This window comes from Jeotgalicoccus saudimassiliensis, from assembly GCF_000756715.1.
In the GTDB taxonomy this organism is placed as follows: domain Bacteria; phylum Bacillota; class Bacilli; order Staphylococcales; family Salinicoccaceae; genus Jeotgalicoccus; species Jeotgalicoccus saudimassiliensis.
Genome location: NZ_CCSE01000001.1, coordinates 1,032,210 through 1,052,338, shown reverse-complemented (window position 1 = coordinate 1,052,338; position 20,129 = coordinate 1,032,210). Strand labels below are relative to the sequence as shown.

21 protein-coding genes are annotated in these 20,129 nt (G+C 45.6%); 20 read left to right on the top strand and 1 reads right to left on the bottom strand.

Features of this window, described 5'->3' with window-relative positions; translation table 11 throughout:
* The first annotated feature begins 4 nt into the window (after positions 1-4).
* From coaE to pheT, 18 genes are all read left to right on the top strand, one after another.
* Positions 5-598 carry a dephospho-CoA kinase gene (gene coaE / locus RZ44_RS05050; RefSeq protein ID WP_035809185.1) on the top strand — a complete coding sequence of 198 codons (594 nt, stop codon included), beginning with the start codon at positions 5-7 and terminating at the stop codon, positions 596-598.
* Positions 599-671: 73 nt separating this feature from the next.
* Complete coding sequence (gene gap, locus RZ44_RS05045) at positions 672-1,676, top strand: type I glyceraldehyde-3-phosphate dehydrogenase (protein WP_035809184.1); 1,005 nt, start codon at positions 672-674, stop codon at positions 1,674-1,676.
* A 90-nt stretch (positions 1,677-1,766) separates the two neighbouring features.
* Positions 1,767-2,186 (top strand): antibiotic biosynthesis monooxygenase family protein, encoded by a 420-nt coding sequence (locus tag RZ44_RS11000; protein ID WP_052108818.1) that lies wholly within the window; start codon positions 1,767-1,769, stop codon positions 2,184-2,186.
* Between the two features lie 78 nt (positions 2,187-2,264).
* On the top strand, positions 2,265-2,561 hold the full coding sequence (locus tag RZ44_RS05035; RefSeq protein WP_035809183.1) for a hypothetical protein: 297 nt from the start codon (positions 2,265-2,267) through the stop codon (positions 2,559-2,561).
* On the top strand, positions 2,558-3,016 hold the full coding sequence (gene nrdR / locus RZ44_RS05030; protein ID WP_035809182.1) for a transcriptional regulator NrdR: 459 nt from the start codon (positions 2,558-2,560) through the stop codon (positions 3,014-3,016). The genes RZ44_RS05035 and nrdR overlap by 4 nt, the downstream gene beginning before the upstream one ends.
* 1 nt (position 3,017) lies before the next feature.
* Positions 3,018-4,361 (top strand): replication initiation and membrane attachment family protein, encoded by a 1,344-nt coding sequence (locus RZ44_RS05025; RefSeq protein ID WP_035809181.1) that lies wholly within the window; start codon positions 3,018-3,020, stop codon positions 4,359-4,361.
* An 8-nt stretch (positions 4,362-4,369) separates the two neighbouring features.
* Complete coding sequence (gene dnaI, locus RZ44_RS05020; protein WP_035809180.1) at positions 4,370-5,290, top strand: primosomal protein DnaI; 921 nt, start codon at positions 4,370-4,372, stop codon at positions 5,288-5,290.
* A gap of 322 nt (positions 5,291-5,612) precedes the next feature.
* Entirely contained in the window at positions 5,613-7,544 is a 1,932-nt protein-coding gene (thrS, locus tag RZ44_RS05015; RefSeq protein ID WP_035809177.1) for a threonine--tRNA ligase, read from the top strand.
* A 203-nt stretch (positions 7,545-7,747) separates the two neighbouring features.
* On the top strand, positions 7,748-8,278 hold the full coding sequence (infC, locus tag RZ44_RS05010; protein ID WP_171816113.1) for a translation initiation factor IF-3: 531 nt from the start codon (positions 7,748-7,750) through the stop codon (positions 8,276-8,278).
* A gap of 23 nt (positions 8,279-8,301) precedes the next feature.
* Positions 8,302-8,505: a 50S ribosomal protein L35 gene (rpmI, locus tag RZ44_RS05005; protein WP_035809175.1), complete on the top strand. Its 204-nt coding sequence runs from the start codon at positions 8,302-8,304 to the stop codon at positions 8,503-8,505.
* Between the two features lie 20 nt (positions 8,506-8,525).
* Positions 8,526-8,885: a 50S ribosomal protein L20 gene (gene rplT, locus RZ44_RS05000; RefSeq protein ID WP_035809172.1), complete on the top strand. Its 360-nt coding sequence runs from the start codon at positions 8,526-8,528 to the stop codon at positions 8,883-8,885.
* A gap of 179 nt (positions 8,886-9,064) precedes the next feature.
* Positions 9,065-10,048 (top strand): nuclease-related domain-containing protein, encoded by a 984-nt coding sequence (locus tag RZ44_RS04995; protein WP_052108817.1) that lies wholly within the window; start codon positions 9,065-9,067, stop codon positions 10,046-10,048.
* 250 nt (positions 10,049-10,298) lie between these two features.
* Positions 10,299-11,081 carry a YhfC family intramembrane metalloprotease gene (locus RZ44_RS04990; RefSeq protein ID WP_052108815.1) on the top strand — a complete coding sequence of 261 codons (783 nt, stop codon included), beginning with the start codon at positions 10,299-10,301 and terminating at the stop codon, positions 11,079-11,081.
* Positions 11,082-11,336: 255 nt separating this feature from the next.
* Positions 11,337-12,890 (top strand): alanine/glycine:cation symporter family protein, encoded by a 1,554-nt coding sequence (locus RZ44_RS04985; protein ID WP_035809169.1) that lies wholly within the window; start codon positions 11,337-11,339, stop codon positions 12,888-12,890.
* 117 nt (positions 12,891-13,007) lie between these two features.
* Positions 13,008-14,084 carry a M42 family metallopeptidase gene (locus RZ44_RS04980; protein ID WP_035809167.1) on the top strand — a complete coding sequence of 359 codons (1,077 nt, stop codon included), beginning with the start codon at positions 13,008-13,010 and terminating at the stop codon, positions 14,082-14,084.
* The gene (locus tag RZ44_RS04975; RefSeq protein ID WP_035809164.1) at positions 14,078-14,821 is read left to right on the top strand and encodes a TrmH family RNA methyltransferase; all 744 of its coding nucleotides are present in this window, start codon (positions 14,078-14,080) and stop codon (positions 14,819-14,821) included. Before RZ44_RS04980 ends, RZ44_RS04975 begins: the two co-directional genes overlap by 7 nt.
* Positions 14,822-15,137: 316 nt before the next feature.
* A complete protein-coding gene (gene pheS / locus RZ44_RS04970; protein ID WP_407927289.1) occupies positions 15,138-16,178 on the top strand; it encodes a phenylalanine--tRNA ligase subunit alpha in 1,041 nt (346 codons plus the stop codon).
* Positions 16,178-18,580, top strand: coding sequence for a phenylalanine--tRNA ligase subunit beta (gene pheT / locus RZ44_RS04965; RefSeq protein WP_035809160.1), 2,403 nt, complete (start codon positions 16,178-16,180; stop codon positions 18,578-18,580). Before pheS ends, pheT begins: the two co-directional genes overlap by 1 nt.
* A gap of 317 nt (positions 18,581-18,897) precedes the next feature.
* On the opposite strand, the gene RZ44_RS04960 is transcribed toward pheT, so the two are convergent.
* Positions 18,898-19,152, bottom strand: a complete 255-nt coding sequence (locus RZ44_RS04960) for a hypothetical protein (protein WP_141638991.1) — start codon at positions 19,150-19,152, stop codon at positions 18,898-18,900.
* Between the two features lie 172 nt (positions 19,153-19,324).
* Between RZ44_RS04960 and zapA the strand changes: the two genes are divergently transcribed.
* Complete coding sequence (zapA, locus tag RZ44_RS04955) at positions 19,325-19,588, top strand: cell division protein ZapA (protein WP_035809157.1); 264 nt, start codon at positions 19,325-19,327, stop codon at positions 19,586-19,588.
* A 3-nt stretch (positions 19,589-19,591) separates the two neighbouring features.
* A complete protein-coding gene (locus tag RZ44_RS04950) occupies positions 19,592-20,119 on the top strand; it encodes a CvpA family protein (protein ID WP_035809154.1) in 528 nt (175 codons plus the stop codon).
* The last annotated feature ends 10 nt before the right edge of the window (positions 20,120-20,129 follow it).

Below are 20,129 nucleotides of genomic sequence, written 5' to 3'. Positions count from 1 at the left end.
GTCCATGTATAAAGTGATCGGTTTGACAGGCGGTATCGCGAGCGGTAAAACGACGGTAAGCGATTATTTAAAAGAGCACGGCTACACGGTGCTCGATGCGGATGCCTATTCGAGAAAAACGACCGCAAAAGGCGGTCCGGCGATACCTGCAATTATCGAAGCATTCGGTGAAGATATCGTTGATGCGGACGGTGAACTCGACCGTAAAAAACTCGGGAGTATTATTTTTAACGATGCCGGTAAACGCCGGGAGCTGAACGCAATCGTCCACCCGCTGATCAGGGATATGATGAATGCGGATGAAGCGGAGTTTATCAAAAAAGGCCATGTGTTTCTGGATATTCCGCTCCTGTTTGAAAACGGGCTGAACGAACGGTGCGACCTGGTCGTCACCGTATTCGTCGACCGCGATACGCAGATCAGACGCCTGACTGCAAGAAATGACCTGACGATTGAAGAGGCAGAGGCGCGCATTAACAGCCAGATGCCTTTAACTGAAAAGGTGGAGAGAAGTGAATACCGTCTTGATAACAACGGTTCTGTAGAGAAATTATATGAACAGATTGATAAATTTACAGAAGAGTTGGAAAGTCTGTGAAAACGTGTACAAACGTAAGCCTTAATGTGTTACACTATTAAATGAAAAAAGAACTTTCAAAGGAGCTCTAGTCATGAAAAAAGTTGCTATTAATGGTTTAGGTAGAATTGGAAGAATGGTGTTTCGTATCGTCAACGAATCAAAAGACCTTGAACTCGTTGCAGTTAACGTAACATCACCTGCGGAAACAATCGCACACTTAATTAACCACGATACTACTCACGGTACGTGGGATAAAAAAGTTGAGGTTAAAGGGGACAACCTTGTTGTCGACGGTAAAGAAATTACTGTAACAAGCGACCGCAACCCTGCAAACTTACCATGGGCTGACCTTGGCGTCGATATCGTTATCGAAGCAACAGGGGTATTCAACCACGGAGACAAAGCACAGGCTCACATCGATGCCGGTGCGAAGAAAGTATTATTAACAGGACCATCGGGCGGCGGCAATGTACAGACACTTGTACGCGGCGTGAACTGTGCAACACTCGACACGTCATCATACGATGTATTCTCTAATGCATCATGTACGACAAACTGTCTGGCACCTGTAGCTAAAGTATTAAACGATGAGTTCGGCATTAAAAACGGTCTTGTGACGACAGTACACGCGTACACTAACGACCAGCTGAACATCGACAACCCGCACAAAGACTTACGCCGTGCGCGTTCAGCTGCAGAAAACATTATCCCGACTTCAACAGGTGCTGCAAAAGCAACAGCTTTAGTGCTTCCTGAGCTTGAAGGTAAATTAGACGGTATGGCACTGCGCGTACCGGTATCAAACGTTTCGCTGGTTGACCTTGTAGTGGACCTTGAAAAAGAAGTGACTAAAGAAGAGGTTAACGAAGCGTTTAAGAAATTTGAAAGCGACGCAATGAAAGGTATTTTAGGCGTGAGCGATGCACCGTTGGTATCAAGCGACTACAATACTGATCCGCGCAGCTCGATCGTAGATTCAGACCTTACAATGATTATGGGTGACAACAAAGTTAAAGTACTTTCATGGTACGACAACGAGTGGGGTTACTCTACAAGATGTGTTGAATTAGCTGAAATGATCGCACGCGATATTTAATAATTTAACAATACAGTCACAAGGGGACAGTTCATGCTGTCCTCTTTTTTGTTACAATAAAACTGACAATACGAACGAAGGAGTGCTGACATGAAATTAGTAAACAAAGAAGGACAAAACACAGAACTGATTATCGAAGGCAACACAGCAGCGTATAAAGGAGAAAACTGGGACATCCTTATCCACGACGGGGACGTATCAGCTGCCGGCCACGTTGCGACGAACAACTTCATCGTAAAAGAAGAATACATTCCGGAAATGATCGAACGATTTAAATCCCGTAAAGGCAACGTCGACCGGTACGACGGCTTCGCCGGGTTTATGCTCGTTCAAAACGGCAGCAAAATGTCCGTCCTGACAGGCTGGGCAACAACAGAAGACTTCACAGCATGGGTGGAATCAGAAGCATTCCAAAACTCCCACGTAAAAAAAGAACAACGTGTAAAATCACAGGGCAGCAACTACCTGGAAGCAATGCCGGTACGTGAAAACTACAGCGTTGAAGGATAAAAATCCGGATTAACCGGGACCCCGCCGCCTCCGTTGTGAGGTGGCGGGGTTTGTTGTGGTTGCTGGGGGTTGTTTTGGTTGTTTTGGTTGCTGCGTCTCCACCGTGCCCTTGTGGTTTCGACAATGGCGCAGCAGGACCTCCATCGTGCCATTGTGACTTCGACAATGGCGCAGCGGGGCCTCCACCGTGCCACTGTAGTTTCGACAATGGCACAGCAGCACGCCCATTCAACCGGCACCGCGATTTTTATCTCCCTCAAACCACACCAAACCGCACCAAATCCCGCCAATCGTCTTTCTTTTTTTATGTTTAGTGGTTTCGATGTTATAATAATTGCAACTAATCTATTACTAAATGAGGTGAACATCACATGAGATGTCCAAAGTGTCAGCATACGAATTCGAGGGTTATCGATTCGCGTCATGCAGATGAGATGAATGCGATCCGCAGACGCCGTGAGTGCGACGATTGTCAGACGCGTTTTACGACGTTCGAGCGTATTGAACTATCACCCCTTGTCGTTATAAAAAAAGACGGGACACGTGAAGTGTTCGACAGGTCGAAAGTGCTGGACGGTCTGTTAAAAGCGTGTGAGAAACGGGCGATTCCCTATGATGAAATTGAAAAGCGCGCGGATAAGATTGAAGCGGCGCTCCGCAATTTAAACAAGGCGGAAATTTCATCCAATGATATCGGCGAATGTGTCATGAATGAATTAATTACTCTCGATCAGGTGGCATACGTGCGTTTTGCATCGGTGTACAGAGAGTTTAAAGATATCGATCAGCTGATGGATATTATGAAAAAACTGGAAAAGGGTAAGGCTTAAGATGAAATTTAACGAACGTTTAAAACCGAATACGGAGTTTATCGTGTACCAGCCGGGGACGCTGTCGAACGATAATTACGAGATTCTGAATGCGTTGTATTTACCGGTAATCGGCACAGAGGCCTTCGGTATTTACCTGTATCTGGCAGAATCGACGAAGGTGCACGATAAGCTTGCTGTCCGCTTCCACCGGGAACTGATGGACGAGCTCGCGCTGAATTTATCTGATTATCAGCAGTCGCTCGACAAACTCGAGGCAATCGGGCTCGTGCGCACGTACGTATCCAATAAAGAACACGATGATCTGTTCGTCTACAGATTGCTGCAGCCGTTGACGGCAGAAATGTATTTCAAGGATCCGATGCTGTCGATGTATTTATACTCGCAGGTCGGCTCTCAGAAGTTTAACGATAAAAAAGACCGGCTCATTTACCCGGAGCTCCCGGAAGATATTACCGAAGTGACGAAGAAGTTCACCGAGGTCTTTTATCATTCGAGAGACGAGTCATTCCGCACACCGAATGACAACTTTAAGCAGAACGATGTGTCGCGCGGCCCGTCGATCGACCTCGACGACTTCGATTTTGAAGTGCTGTTCACCCATTTAAAAGGTACGAGAATCGACCGGCAGTTTTTTACGAAGGAAGTGAAAGTGCTGGTCGTGCAGCTGAGCCAGCTGTTTAAACTGAACGCGTACGACATAAAGCAGATTCTGCTCCAGTCGACGAGTCCGCAGTTTGGAATCGATAAAGACCGGCTGAAGACTGAAGCGCGCAAGTATTATCAAAAGGAATACGGCGAAGTGGTGCCGAGTTTCACGACGGCCGAAGAAGCGGTGAAGCCGGCGGGGGACGAGTCGTACCTCGACAGCCTGGACAAGGTCAGCCCGCTCGACAGAATTAACGATCTCAGAAGCTACAAACCGTCGGAGAACGACTTAAAAGTTGTCACGGAGTTAATCGTTAAAACCGGTCTCGAAAACGGGGTCATCAACGTGCTGTTGGAATACGCAATACAGATGAAAGACGGCGAACTGCCGCTCCGCTATGCGATGACGATTGCGGAAAACTGGGAGAAGGAAGGCTACCGTACTGCCGCAGAAGCGTATCAGTCCATTATGGAATTCCGCGAAGCTCAGGAAGAAAAACGCCGGAAACGCCAGTTTAAATACGCAGGACCGGGCGAGGAGCAGCCGGCATGGCTGAAAGAAAAAACGGCTGAAAATTCGCCGCAGCAAAAACGGACGGCACAAACGAAGCCGAAACAGAAAAACAAAGAACCGATGAAGACGCTGAAAGACGATGAAGATTTCAGCGAACTGATTAATAAATTTAGAGAAAATTAGGTGAGGCGATGGAACCGATAAGCAGTTTCGTTAAAAATAACGAACGAATCAGGGAAAACAACGAACGTATTTATAACGAGATTATCAGTCATCCGAAGATGAAAGCGTTTATGGAAGCGCACGAAGGTGAAGTTACCCGCTCGATGATTCAAAACGATCTGATGATTTTAAAACATTATATCAACCAGCCGGCGGAATGCGAATCGGCGGGCGAGGGCAAATGCCTGAGCCATCCGGACGGTTTCATAATTAATATTGAAATCCGCCAGGGACGCTTTAACATGATCTATTCGAAATGTCCGATTAAAGCAAAACATGAAGAATTCCTAAAACGCGAAAGCCTCATTCAGAGCTTCCACATTCCGCGCGACGTGCGCGAGGCGACGTTCGACACGATTTTCCTGAACGAAGACAGAAGGGACATTTTAAAAAATGCCATTCAGAAAGCCGGTAAAATTGCGCGCGGGGAAGACTTCCGCGGGCTGTATATTTACGGTGAATTCGGAATCGGTAAATCGTATATTCTCGGCTGTATTGCCAACGAATTAAAAGAGAAGTCAATTTCATCGATGATGATCTACGTGCCCGAAATATTCCGCGACTTAAAATCCGGATTTAACGACGGCACGACGAACGAGCGCTACGATGCAATCCGGAACGCGGAAGTGCTGATTCTCGACGACCTCGGTGCCGAGGACGTCACCGCGTGGAGCAGGGACGAAGTCATTACGAGTATTCTAAACTACCGTATGGTCGAGCAGCTGCCGACGTTTATCAGTTCAAACTTTGCAATTAACGAACTGAAGGGCCGATACAGTTATACGAAAACGAACGGCAAAGAGGAAACGAAAGCACTCCGTATGATCGAAAGAATCCGTGCGTTGTGCGAAGAAGTGCAGCTGACAGGCGACAATCTCAGGAATTCATAACTTGATTTTGTGTAAATGTTCGTGTACTATAAAGCTATATTTCATTAATAATCCAATGGACAAGACAATTTCTAAAAGTTTATTTAAGAGAGTGCATGATTTGCTGAGACATGCATATAAACCGCGGATTGTTACTACCTGATGACGGATGCTTTCCTAATCGAAAGCCGGATGGACCGATATCTCCAAACTTGAGACACGGAACATTTCTGTGTAAATCAGGGTGGTACCGCGGTAAAGTCGCCCCTATTTTAATTAATAGGGACGGCTTTTTATTTTTATTTATTGTTACAAAATATTGGAAACTGAGAGGATGTTCAGCATGGTTGAAAAAATCGAAGTAAGATTCCCGGACGGGAACGTAAAAGAATTTGATTTCGGTGTAACGCCGGAAGAAATCGCAGGCTCAATCAGCCCGGGACTTAAAAAAGCATCACTTGCTGCAAAAGTGGACGGGGAGTACTACGACCTGACACGTCCGCTTGAAACTGACAGCGAAGTGGAATTAATTACAAATAAAAGCGAAGAAGCGATCGAAATTCTGCGCCACTCGACAGCACACTTAATGGCCCAGGCGTTAAAACGTCTGTACGGCAAAGTGCACTTCGGTGTCGGTCCGGTAATCGAAGAAGGATTCTACTACGACTTTGATATGGACGAGAGCATCTCTTCTGAAGATTTCGCTAAAATAGAAAAAGAAATGAAACGCATCGTCGATGAGAACGTTGCGATCGAGCGCCGCGTCCTGTCACGCGATGAAGCGAAGGAATTATTCGCAGACGACCCGTACAAACAGGAATTAATCGATGCGATTCCGGCAGACGAGCAGGTGACTGTTTATTCGCAGGGTGAATTTACAGACCTGTGCCGCGGTGTCCACGTGCCGAGAACTTCGAAGATTAAAGTTTTCAAACTGTTATCAACAGCAGGCGCATACTGGCGCGGTAACTCTGACAACAAGATGCTTCAGCGTATTTACGGTACTGCATTCTTCGATAAAAAAGAGCTTGCTGCCCACATGCAGCTCCTTGAAGAGCGCCGCGAACGCGACCACCGCAAGATCGGTAAAGAGATGAAACTCTTTGAAAACAACCAGCTGATCGGTGCAGGTCTGCCGTTGTGGCTGCCGAACGGTGCGACAATCCGCCGCGAAATCGAACGTTATATAGTAGATAAAGAAATTTCACTCGGATACGACCACGTGTATACGCCGATTATGGCCAACACGAACCTGTACAAAACAAGCGGCCACTGGGAACACTATCAGGACGACATGTTCCCGCCGATGGAAATGGGTAATGAGGAATTAGTGCTTCGCCCGATGAACTGCCCGCACCATATGATGATCTACAAAAACGAACGCCACTCATACCGTGAGCTACCGATCCGTATCGCGGAACTCGGCACGATGCACCGTTACGAGGCGAGCGGTGCCGTGAGCGGCCTGCAGCGCGTACGCGGCATGGTGTTAAACGATGCACACGTATTCGTGCGTCCGGATCAGATTAAAGAGGAGTTTATCCGCGTAGTGGAACTGATCCAGGAAGTGTATAAAGACTTCGGACTCGAAGACTACTCATTCCGTTTAAGCTACCGCGATCCGGAAGACAAAGAGAAGTATTTCGATGACGATGAAATGTGGCAGCGCGCTGAAAACATGCTGAAAGAAGCCGTTGATGAAATGGGCCTTGAGTATGTTGAAGAAGAAGGCGAAGCGGCATTCTACGGACCGAAACTGGACGTCCAGGTGAAAACTGCACTTGGTAAAGAAGAAACTTTATCGACAGTACAGCTCGACTTCCTGTTACCTGAACGCTTCGACTTAACTTACATCGGTAAAGACGGCGAAGAACACCGTCCGGTTGTTATTCACCGCGGTGTCGTGTCGACGATGGAACGCTTTGTTGCATTCCTGACTGAAGAATACAAAGGCAACTTCCCGTTATGGCTTGCACCGAATCAGGTGGAAATTATTCCGGTAAATCTTGACCTGCACTACGATTACGCGCGTGAAATTCACGACGAAATGAAGAGCCAGGGCATCCGCGTTCATATCGATGACCGCAACGAGAAGATGGGCTACAAGATCCGCGAAGCTCAAATGAAGAAAATACCGTATCAGATCGTTGTCGGCGATAAAGAAAAAGACGAATCGCTCGTTAACGTCCGCAAGTACGGCGAAGAAAAACAGGAGAGCTTCGACAAGGAAGACTTCCTGTACCAGTTAATCGACGAAATAAGATTAAAGAAATAAGTTTGACAAATGATATTTAGTGCTGTATAGTATTAAGAGTTGAAAGAAACGGACAAGTTGAAGCTCCCGCTTCACGCCCGCAAACGCTTTTAGTGGTGACCGGGTAAATTGGGAAATGCAGGCTCAGTAACTATTGGGCCTGCAACTTCTAAGGCGGGTGCAGTAATGCTCCCGCCTTTTTTGTTCGTTAAATATTTCTGGAGGTGCTAAACATAGCTAAAGATCAGACATTGATCAATAATCGTATTCGCGCAAAAGAAGTTCGTTTAATCGGAGAAGATGGTTCACAGCTGGGTATTAAAGCAACTAGAGAAGCAATCGAGATGGCTGAAAACGCCAACCTGGATGTTGTACTTGTTGCACCAAACGCTAAACCGCCTGTTGCACGTATTATGGATTACGGTAAGTTTAAGTACGAGCAGCAGAAGAAAGACAAAGAGGCTCGTAAGAAACAAAAGGTTATTAACCTTAAAGAGATTCGTTTGTCACCGACAATCGAAGAGCATGACTTTAACACTAAGTTAGGTCACGCAAAAAAATTCCTTGCTAAAGAAGACAAGGTAAAAGTTTCCATTCGATTCAAAGGCCGTGCAATCACGCACAAAGATATCGGACGTAAAGTACTTGAGCGTTTCGCTGAAGCACTTAAGGAAGATGGCCAGATCGAACAGAGACCGAAGATGGAAGGACGTTCCATGTTCTTAGTCGTTGCACCATTTGCAGAGAAAAAATAATTAATTAATCGGAGGAATTAATCATGCCAAAAATGAAGACGCATAAAGGTTATGCTAAACGTGTTAAAAAAACTGGTACAGGCAAATTCAAACGCTCACAAGCGTTCACAAGCCACTTATTCGCTAACAAAACAACTAAACAGAAACGTCAGTTAAGAGGATCTGCTTTAGTTGCCAAATCAGATGCAAAAAGATTAGTTCACTTATTAGCTAAAGCTGCTAAATAATATAAAAGGAGGAGTTAGAAATGGCTCGCGTAAAAAATGGATTAACATCTCGTAAGAGACGTAAAAAAGTATTAAAACAGGCAAAAGGTTATTTTGGTGCGAAGAGCACTTTATATAGAACAGCTAAACAGGCTGTAATGAAATCAGGTCAGTACGCATACCGTGACCGCAAACAGAAGAAACGTGAATTCCGTAAATTATGGATCTCACGTATCAACGCTGCTGCACGTCAGCACGACATCAGCTACAGCCGTCTGATGAACGGACTTAAAGTTGCAGGAATCGATATCAACAGAAAAATGCTTTCTGAAATTGCTATCGCTGACGACGCTGCTTTCGGTCAAATCGTAGACCAGGCTAAAAAAGCTTTAGACAAATAAGAAGTACTTAAAAGGGCACCCATAGAGTTGGGTGCCTTTTTTGTTTTTTGGGGGGTTCGGGAAATTTTTCCATTTATTTTCGTTTTGTTAAATAATTAAATTAACCTGTACGATAAAAAAATAAAACGCCGTTTTTCCCTATATATAGGTAAAGAGCTATTTTAGGGAGGATGAAATTCATGATACTGAATGAAAGATTTATTGGCGGAGAATTAGCGTATTACCGTGCGTTGAAGAAACGGATTGTTCTATCTGGACAGGACGCGAAAAGTCTGACTGTCCAGGAGAAAGGATTTGCAGGGGAGTGCGAATACGACCGGGTGTTTGACGAAGCAGGCCACAGTTCGGTGTTCGTATTCCGCGATATTTATCTGCGGATTGACGGGAAGACTGTACAATACGATTGTTTAATTGTCAACGATGACGGGATTGTCGTTAACGAGATTAAAAACTACTCCGGGCTTTACCGGTACGAAGCAGGCAAATGGTTTATAGGAAAATCCGAAGTCTCCGAAGACGCGCTGTCCCAATTGCGCCGGGCCATCGGCAGGCTGGTCAAGATGCGCTACGAGGTGAGGGGCGCGTTCGATATTTCCGGGAAGATCATATTTCCAAATATCGAGTTCCGTTTGCAAAGTTCGGACGAAGAGCTCTGGAACAATATCGTCATGCGGGCCGGCTTGCGCAATTACCTCATGCAATTCAAAAATATGTATGCCGGCCGCGTCGCAGAAAACATTGCTGAAGTAATCCGCCAGCACATCATTCCCAATCCATTTCTCGACAAATCCGCCGATTTTGATTCGCTGCGAAAAGGACTGTACTGCGGCGGCTGCGGGAGATTTGAATTGGAAACGAATCACTTTTATATGACATGTCAAAAATGCGGGAAGACCGAGAAGAAAGAAACGCATGTACTTAGAGCGATTAGTGATTATAAATCACTGTTTTTAAATGATAAATTAACGAAGCAGCGGTTTATGGAGTTTATCGATTACAAAGTCAGTGAACGGACTGTGTTCCGATTATTAAATAAATACTGTAATCAGATTACTAAAGGCAAATGGACATACTATGAATTTCGATATCGTGATTTTGACGAAGCGTATCAGGTTCATGAGATATTAAACAGGTATAAGGATAAAATTACTAACAGCAACTAGCAGATTATATGCTCATCTGCCCGTGACAACGTCTTACTGGCAATTGAAGTAGACTCATCTGCCCGTGACAACGTCTTACAAGCAGAAGAAGTATACTCATTGACCTGTAAGACCATCTTGCAAGCAGAAGAAACAGGTTCATCGTCCTGTGACAACGTCTTACTGGCAGATGAGTTTTTCGTTTGCTAATAGCACCATTGCCCCGCTCCCAATTTACCGATACAATATTAACAAAAAGGACGTGTAAACTATGATTTCACAGTCGGAAATTATAATTATGGCAGTAACGGGCATCGCAGCGGTGCTGCTGCCGTTTATTTTTATATTGATATTAAGACGTAAATTCAAAATCAGATGGCTACCGCTGCTACTGGGAATCGCGGTGTTTATCCTGTTCGCGCTGGTACTTGAACAGATTATGCATGTTTTAGTGCTGCAGCCGGAACCGGACGGTACAATTGCATTGATCAGCCAATCACCGTGGCTCTACGTACTGTACGGCATATTTGCCGCCGGGATTTTTGAAGAGACCGGCCGCCTGCTTGCCTTCCTCCTCACGAAAAGGCGTTACAAGGATATCGACAGCGCCGTATCATACGGCATCGGCCACGGCGGCATCGAAGCGTTTGCAGTCGTCGGTCTCGGCATGTTAAATGGAATCATCCTGTCAATCCTCATAAATTCAGGATCGGACGCACTCAGCTCGCTCCCCGTCGCACAGGAGGACATAATCGCGAGCCAGCCCTGGTACATGTACGCAATCGCAATCGCTGAACGGATTCTCGCAATCAGTCTGCACATCGGACTGTCAATTATCGTGTTCGCATCCGTAATGATGAAAGGCAGATGGTGGCTTTTCCCGGCAGCGATTCTTCTGCACGCGCTCGCAAATACGACGGCGGCGATGATGCAGGCAGGTCTCCTCACGAATATGTACTTAATGTATTCAGGTTTTATCGTGATGAGTGCAGTAATAATTTCGATAGCAGTGCGCCTCGTCAAGTACTACAGAAAAAGTGTTTATTCACTGTAGAGTATATTGACACAAAAGTTCACTAAATCACACACTCAAATAAATATACTGATAATTCAGCCTTATCCATTAACTGGATAAGGTGTTTTTAATTCCCTGAGCCTTTACACCCCAACGGTTATAGCCGATAAAGCTGATACGGCGGTTTTGTAAGCGTTAACATATTTACAAAAAAGTATGGACAAGGATATATAAATAGACTATATTTGAGTGGTAATTTCTTATTATATAAAGAAAACAAAGGGGAATCATTTAATGGAGACAGTTGTAACGTTTTTTAACGACATCGTCTGGAGTGCGGCACTCGTCATACTTCTCGTTGTCACAGGGTTGTACTTCTCAATTCGCATGAGATTGTTTCAGGTGCGATACATAGTCGACATGGTCCGTTTAATGTTTAAAGGCGGGAAATCAGCTGATGGAATTTCAAGTTTCCAGGCAATTGCTGTATCATTGGCAGGGCGTGTTGGAACAGGTAACATCGTCGGTGTTTCTACGGCAATCTTTATCGGGGGTCCAGGTGCAGTATTCTGGATGTGGCTCATCGCCTTCCTTGGTGCAGGCAGTGCATTCGTAGAGTCGACACTGGCACAGATTTACAAACAGAAAGAGGATGGACAGTACCGCGGGGGGCCGGCGTACTACATCGAAAAGGGGATCGGTGGAACGTTTGGTAAGTACTACGCTTTGCTTTTCGCAGTAGTAACAGTACTTGCGTGCGGTCTGTTACTTCCAGGTATTCAGTCCAACTCAATTTCAAGTGCAGCAACAAACGCACTGCCGATGCTTGATGGCTGGATGATTGGTGTATTCTTAATCGTCATTCTGGCAGTAGTTATTTTCGGCGGTATCCGTTCAATTGCAAACGTTGCGACAGCAGCAGTGCCGTTTATGGCAATTGCATATATCATCGTGGCGGTAACAATCGTAATTATGAACATTTCAGAAGTACCGGCTTTATTCGGTTTAATCTTCAGAAGTGCATTCGGTCTTGAACAGCAGTTCGCAGGTACAGTTGGTGCCATGATTATGATCGGTGTCAAACGCGGATTGTACTCAAACGAAGCAGGTCAGGGTACAGGCGCTCACGCAGCAGGTGCTGCTGAAGTATCTCACCCGGCGAAACAGGGTCTTGTTCAGTCATTCTCTGTATACGTCGATACTTTATTCGTATGTACAGCAACAGCACTGATGATTTTAATGACAGGTATGTATAACGTGTCTGACGGCGACGGCGGACTCATTATAGATAACGGTGTGTATCAGACGAACGCTGAAGGCGAGAAAGATGTTTCCGGTACGGTTACATTTACTCAAGCTGGTATCGACAGCGCGTTCCACGGCATGGATAACTTCCAGGAAGGCTTTATTGGATTCGGTTCATACTTCATCGCATTCGCGCTTCTGTTCTTCTGTTATACGACGATGCTCGCGTATTACTATATAGCAGAGACGAATCTGGTATATATGCTTAAAGGCAGAATGCCGTGGCTGAAAATTGTACTTGGGATTGTATTAATCGGTTCAGCGTTCTACGGTACGGTTTCAACAGCAGACCTCGCATGGCAGATGGGTGACCTCGGTGTAGGACTGATGGCGTGGATTAACGTTATCGCGATACTCATCCTGCAAAAACCGGCACTCAAAGCATTCAGAGATTACGAGCGTCAGTATAAACTGCAGAAGCAGGGCAAAATTGACGAGATTGTCTTTGAGCCGACTCGCGATGAATTTAAAGATCACAACTTCTGGGTGGATGAATATCCAAGAAGAAATGAAGAAGGCTATGACTATCCGGACAGAAATTAATTTAACTGCAGCACTCTCTTAATAGAGGGTGCTTTCTTTCGCAGTATTATTATTTCGAAACCTGAAATACTATATGGTAAAATAATTTTAACATCAATTTTTAAAGGGGAATTTTAAATGGATAAACAGCTTGAAATGCTAAAAGATTTAACAGACGTGAACGGCATCGCAGGATTTGAAAGCGAAGTAAAACAGAAGATGAAAAACTACCTCGAGCCGGTGAGCAATGAAATTATAGAAGATAACCTTGGCGGCGTGTACGGCAAAAAGAATGCGAAGAACGGCAGCAAAACGATTCTCGTTGCGGGTCACCTCGATGAAATCGGCTTTATGGTTACTGAAATCGACAAAAACGGCTTCCTGAAATTTACGCCGGTCGGCGGCTGGTGGAACCAGGTCATGCTGTCACAGCGCATGCACATTACGACGGGTGAAGGTAAAATAATTACCGGTGTAATCGGTTCTAAACCGCCGCACGTACTGTCGGCATCCGAGCGCAAGAAGCCGGTTGAAATTAAAGATATGTTTATCGATATCGGTGTCGCTTCAAAAGAGGAAGTGGAGGAAGCGGGTATTATGCCTGGAGACATGGTCACGCCGGCATCTGAGTTTGAAGAAATGACAAACAAAAACTACCTGCTCGCTAAAGCGTGGGATAACCGTTACGGTGTGGCGCTGTCAATTGACGTAATGAAAAACCTTGAAAAAGAAAATATCGACATTAACTTTGTCGGCGGTGCAACAGTGCAGGAGGAAGTCGGTTTACGCGGAGCAAAAGTCGGTGCGAATAAAGTAAATCCGGATCTTGCAATCGCGGTGGACGTCGGTCTCGCGATGGATACACCTGGAATGAAATCATCAAACGGTACAGGCGATCTCGGCAAAGGGCCGCTGGTATTATTAATGGACGGTTCGATGATCGGACATGTTCCTTTCAGAAAACACGTTATGGCAGTTGCCAAAGACAAAGATATCCCTGTACAATTACAGGTGATAACGGGCGGAGGTACTGACGCCGGTTCATTCCACGTATCACATGACGGCATTCCGTCGGTTGTCATTGGTGTTCCGGTACGCTACATGCATTCAAACGTATCAATTATGCATAAAGAAGACTACAACAACGCGGTTAAACTCGTAACTGAAGTAGTCAAATCATTAAACGACGATAAGGTGGACGAAATCATTTGGTAAAAGAAGTAATTTCTTCAAAAGATAACACGCGCATTAAAAATTACCGTAAGCTGCACACGGCAAAAGGACGCAAAAAGTCAGAACAGTTTTTAATCGAAGGTGTTCATTTAGTTGAAGAAGCGGTTAATTATAACCAGCCGGTCGATGTGATTATTATCGAAGACGGATTTAATCACGAATTAAATATCGATAAATTTAAAGTGCTCTACGTGTCCCGTGACGTCATGAAAACTTTATCGACACTGGACACGCCGCCGGGAATTGCTGCTGTTGTGAATCAGCAGAAACCGGGCAAAGTGGACTACAACAGAGTGCTGCTGCTTGAAGATATACAGGATCCGGGGAACCTCGGCACACTGATCCGGACAGCTGACGCATTCGGTTTTAAAACAGTACTGGTTACGCCGAAAAGTGCAGACCCGTACAATCCGAAAGTACTGCGCGGTGCGCAGGGGAGTCATTTCCACCTGAATATTTTACAGCGTGAAGCAGCGGAAGCAGCCGAAGCATTTAAAGGTATTAAAATCGGCACGTCGCTGAACGATGCTGTGTACATCGACGACTTCAACAAGCCGGACGGTGATATTATGCTCGTACTCGGCAATGAAGGCCAGGGCCTGTCAGATGAAACACTCGGTATGATGGATATCAACGCGAAGATTAATATGCCCGGTTCAAGCGAGAGCTTAAACGTCGCAATTGCCGGTGCTATCATGATGCATCATTTTAAATCTTGATTTTAAGCGGATTTCAGCTATAATGAATGTAACAATATTATAAATCTGCTTCGGTTGAAGTTAGGAATAAATGATTATCGAGACCAGTCACAGAGAACATTAATATCAGCTGAAAATTAATGTCTGGTTTTAATCAGTGTTCACCTGATTGATGAAGTATACGGGATATGCGTCACCATATAGACGCAGTAAGTGTCTGCATATGCAGAAAATTAGGTGGTACCACGGAACTCCGTCCTTTTATTGAGGACGGGGTTTTTTGTTTTTTAAATATTAAACTTTTAACATATGAGGAGTGACGGGCATGACACAGGTGATGGAAACAATGCAGCTTGAATTCAGCGAAAAATTAAGCGCAATTGATAACAGTAAAGCATTGAACGAACTGCGTGTTGAATATTTAGGTAAAAAAGGTAAAGTAACAGGGTTAATGAAAGAGATGAAAAATCTCTCAAACGAAGAACGTCCGGCATACGGTCAAAAGGTCAACGAACTTCGTAACACAATCGAAGGACAGATCGCTGAACTTGAAGCGGAACTGTCTAAAAAAGCACTTGAAGAAAAACTTGCTGCTGAAACAATCGACGTTACATTACCGGGACGCACGCTTGAAATCGGCGGCTCAAACCCGATTGACCGCATCGTTGAGGATATTGAAGATTTCTTTATCGGCTTAGGTTATGAAATTAAAGAAGGTTATGAGGTCGAGCAGGATTACTACAACTTCGAGGCGCTGAATCTGCCGAAATCACACCCGGCGCGCGACATGCAGGACAGTTTCTACATTTCTGAAGATATTCTCCTGCGTACGCACACATCTCCGGTGCAGGCGCGTACGCTTGAAGCGCAAAAAGGTGAAGGGCCGGTTAAAATTATCTGCCCCGGTAAAGTGTACCGCCGCGACAGCGATGACGCGACGCATTCACACCAGTTCACACAGATTGAAGGGCTTGTAGTCGATAAAAACATCCGCCTCAGCGATTTAAAAGGAACGCTTGAATTATTCGCGAAAGAAATTTTCGGCAGCGAAAGAGAAGTTCGTCTTCGTCCAAGTTATTTCCCGTTCACAGAGCCGAGTGTTGAAGTCGATATTTCATGTTTCAAATGTAAAGGTTCCGGCTGTAACGTGTGTAAGCAGACGGGCTGGATTGAAATTTTAGGTGCCGGCATGGTGCACCCGAACGTACTTGAAATGGCAGGATTCGACTCGAAAGAGTATTCCGGATTTGCATTCGGAATGGGACCTGACCGCGTGGCAATGCTGAAATACGGTATCGAAGATATCCGTCATTTATATACGAACGATTTACGATTCATTGATCAATTTATTCCGACAGAAGATGGAGGCGAACAGTAATGAGAGTATCTAGAGAGTGGCTTGAGACGTTTATCGATATTAACGTGCCGACGAACGAACTTGCTGAAAGCATTACGCGCGGCGGGATTGAAGTCGACGATATTATCGATTACACAGCAGATATTAAAAAACTTGTTGTCGGCTATGTGAAGTCGGTTAAACCGCACCCGGAAGCGGACCGTTTAAACTTATGCGAAGTCGATACAGGCGAAGAAACGACGCAGATTGTCTGCGGTGCGCCAAACGTTAAAGCCGACAGCTACGTCATCGTGTCAAAAGTCGGCGGCAGACTGCCGGGCGGCATTAAAATTAAACGCGCGAAACTCCGCGGTGAAGTGTCAGAAGGCATGATCTGTTCACTGGAAGAAATCGGTGTGAAAGAAGAATACGTACCGGCTGAATACCAGGGCGGCATTTTCATGTTCAACGGTGAACCGGCACCTGGTACCGAAGCACTTGAAGCGCTGTATTTGGACGACCAGGTGCTCGAGTTCGACTTAACGCCAAACCGTAAAGATGCGCTGTCGATGATCGGTGCAGCTTACGAAACACGTGCATTATTCGGCGGGGAAGTGGAAGTACCTGAAACGGCAGTTTCGGAAATCGATGATGTCGTCACTGTTGCTATTGAAAACGAAGACGCTGAAGCCGTACCGTTTTATGCGGCACGTGAAGTGCGCGGCGTTGAAATTAAACCTGCGCCGTTATGGATGCAGATCCGTTTAATCAAAGCGGGCATCCGTCCGATTAACAACGTCGTTGATATTTCAAACTACGTGTTAATGGAATACGGTCAGCCGCTTCATATGTTCGACCGCGATCAGATTGGTTCTGACAAAATTGTTACGCGTAAAGCGCGTGAAGACGAGAAGTTCACGACGCTCGACGGTAAGGAACGCACGCTGACAGCTGAAGATATCGTAATCACAAACGGCGACGCGACGATTGCACTTGCAGGTGTTATGGGCGGTCTCGATTCGGAAGTAACGGATAACACAGTGAACGTTGTAATTGAGTCTGCATTATTCGAACCCGTTAAAATCCGTAAGACGAGCAGCCGTCTGAACTTACGCAGTGAAGCATCACAGCGTTTTGAAAAAGGCGTGTCACACGAATTTATTTTACCGGCGGTAAACCGCGCGGCGTATTTACTTGAAAAATATGCAGGCGGTAAGACGCTTAAAGGCATCGCATCAGACGGTGAACTGAACCTTGAGCCGGGTGTCATCCGGACATCTGCGGACTTTATCAATAACCGCCTCGGTACTGAACTGACAGTGGCTGAAATTCTCGGCACACTGCAGAAACTTGGATTGGGTGCCGAGGAAGAGAACGGCGCAATCGACGTGATTATTCCGTCACGCCGCGACGATTTGAAAATTCCGGAAGACATTTCTGAAGAGGTGGCGCGTATTTTCGGTTACGACAACATTCCGTCAACGCTCCCAGAATACTCGACGATTACACCGGGCCGTTTATCGGATGAGCAGCACGAAGTCCGCGTCATTAAACGCCAGCTGAACGCACAGGGATTCTCTCAGGCGATAAACTACGCGTTAACGAGCAAAAAGCGCATCGGTGAATTCTCGCCGCTGACGGAGTCTCTTCAATTATTAATGCCGATGAGTGAAGACCGCGCAGTACTCCGCACGTCGCTTGTGCCGCACCTTGTGGACAACGCGACGTACAACGTGAACCGCCAGCAGAAAAATGTATCGCTGTTTGAAATCGGCAAAATTTTCGATACGAACGGCCAGGATCAGCTGCCGGACGAAATCGAAATGCTCGCGGGAATTGTGACCGGCGAACAGCACAAAACTGCATGGACGAACACGTCGGTGCCGTCTGATTTCTACACTGTGAAAGGTGTGCTGGAATCATTGTTTGAAAAACTCGGTCTCGTGGACCGCGTGACTTACAAACAGTCGGCGGCACACGATGAACTGCATCCGGGACGTACGGCAGACGTACTCTTAGATGATAAAGTGATCGGTTTCGCAGGTGAACTGCACCCGCAGTACGCTGAAGACCATGACCTTGGACAGACAGCAGTATTCGAAATTAATCTTGCGGAAGTACTGAAAGTCAAGACGGGCAGCATTCTTTACGACATCCTGCCTAAATATCCGTCAGTATCACGCGACGTGGCGCTTGAAGTTTCGAGCGACGTGAACGTATCTGAAATTATTTCGGAGATCCGTGCAGCTGCGCCGAAATATCTCGAAGACGTTTATCCGTTTGATATTTACGACGGCGAGCACATGGCAGACGGTAAGAAATCCGTTGCGCTGCACTTAACATATTTAAACAGAGAAAAAACGCTGACAGATAAAGACATCGAAGCCCTTCACACTCCGGTGGAAGACGCATTGAAAGCAGCGGGCTATATTTTAAGAGGATAGATTTATTGAGATTGTTGAAGTTGGCAGAGGCGCCTGAGGGTGTCTCTGCTTTTTTTGTGTTTGTTTTTGGTGATAAGTGTCCTGTAATCTGCTGGCATATCACCTGAAGTGCCCCGGATGGTGATAAGTGTCCTGGAATCTGCTGACATATCATCAAGACGCCTTCAAACGGTGATAAGTCCCTCAAAATTCCCCGACATATCATCAAAACGCCTTCAACCGGTGATAAGTCCCTCAAAATTCTCCGACATATCACCAAAACTGCCTCAAACGGTGATAAGTCCCACAAACTCCCCCGACATATCACCAAAACACCTTCAAACGGTGATAAGTCCCTCAAAATTCTCCGACATATCACCAAAACTGCCCGAAACGGTGATAAGTCCCTCAAAATTCTCCGACATATCACCAAAACTGCCCGAAACGGTGATAAGTCCCTCAAAATTCTCCGACATATCACCAAAACGCTCCCAACCGGTGATAAGTCCCTCAAACTCCCCCGACATATCACCAAAAGCACCCCAACCGGTGATAAGTCCCACAAACTCCCAGAACTTATCACCACTCGCCAACCACCCGCTCCCCACAACACACAAACCCGGCATGCAAACATCTCAAAAACACGCCGAAACCCCAATAACCGCACCATTTTAATTGCTTGTATTAACATTCCATGATAAGTATAATAAACTAATGAAATAGATAAATGTGTGAGAAATTTTATTGACATGGGGGCAATGTAATATGGGCGAGAGAAAAACACGCATTGCTGTAAAAATATATAACGAATATTATACGCTGGTCGGCACAGACAGTGAGGAGCACCTCAGGAAGGTTGCGGAGGAAGTCGACAGCAATATTACAGCGATTGCTTCAAACAGTCCGGGGCTCGACACGACGAGAAAAGCGGTGCTTACGGCTTGTAATATTATGGATGATTATATAAAGTTAAAAGAAAAATACGAGGCGCTGGAAAAAGAACACAGTGCGCTTAAAAAAGGAAACTAGTTTATGACTTTGATACTTCTAATTATACTTATAATCGGGCTGATTGCCGGTTACCGCCGCGGTGCAGTGCTGCAGTTTATGCACTTTATCGGGACGATTTCCGCGATCATCATTGCTTCATTAAATTATGAAGCGCTCGGCAGCAGGTTTTATTTAGTGATGCCGTACCCGTCGACAGCACAGGGGAATATTATGCTGTCAGACGTGAGCAATTCTGAATATGCTTATTATTATATGTTTGCATTCTTTCTAATTTTTATCGTCAGTAAAATTATTATTCAGATTATCGTCAGCGGATTTGATTACCTGCAGCAGATTACTTCTGCAGGACTCATTCCAGGCATAATCGGTACTGTGCTCGGCTTAATCGAAGTCGTGTACGTCCTCGTTGTCATTTTGTTTTTCGTCGCAACGATTCCATACATGCCGGTTCAGGAAGCGCTGGCGGAGTCGGGCATTGCGTCATTTATCGTTGAACACACATTTATAGTATCGGACAAATTAATAGAATGGATACAAGTAGAGTCATAGAGATATGGCT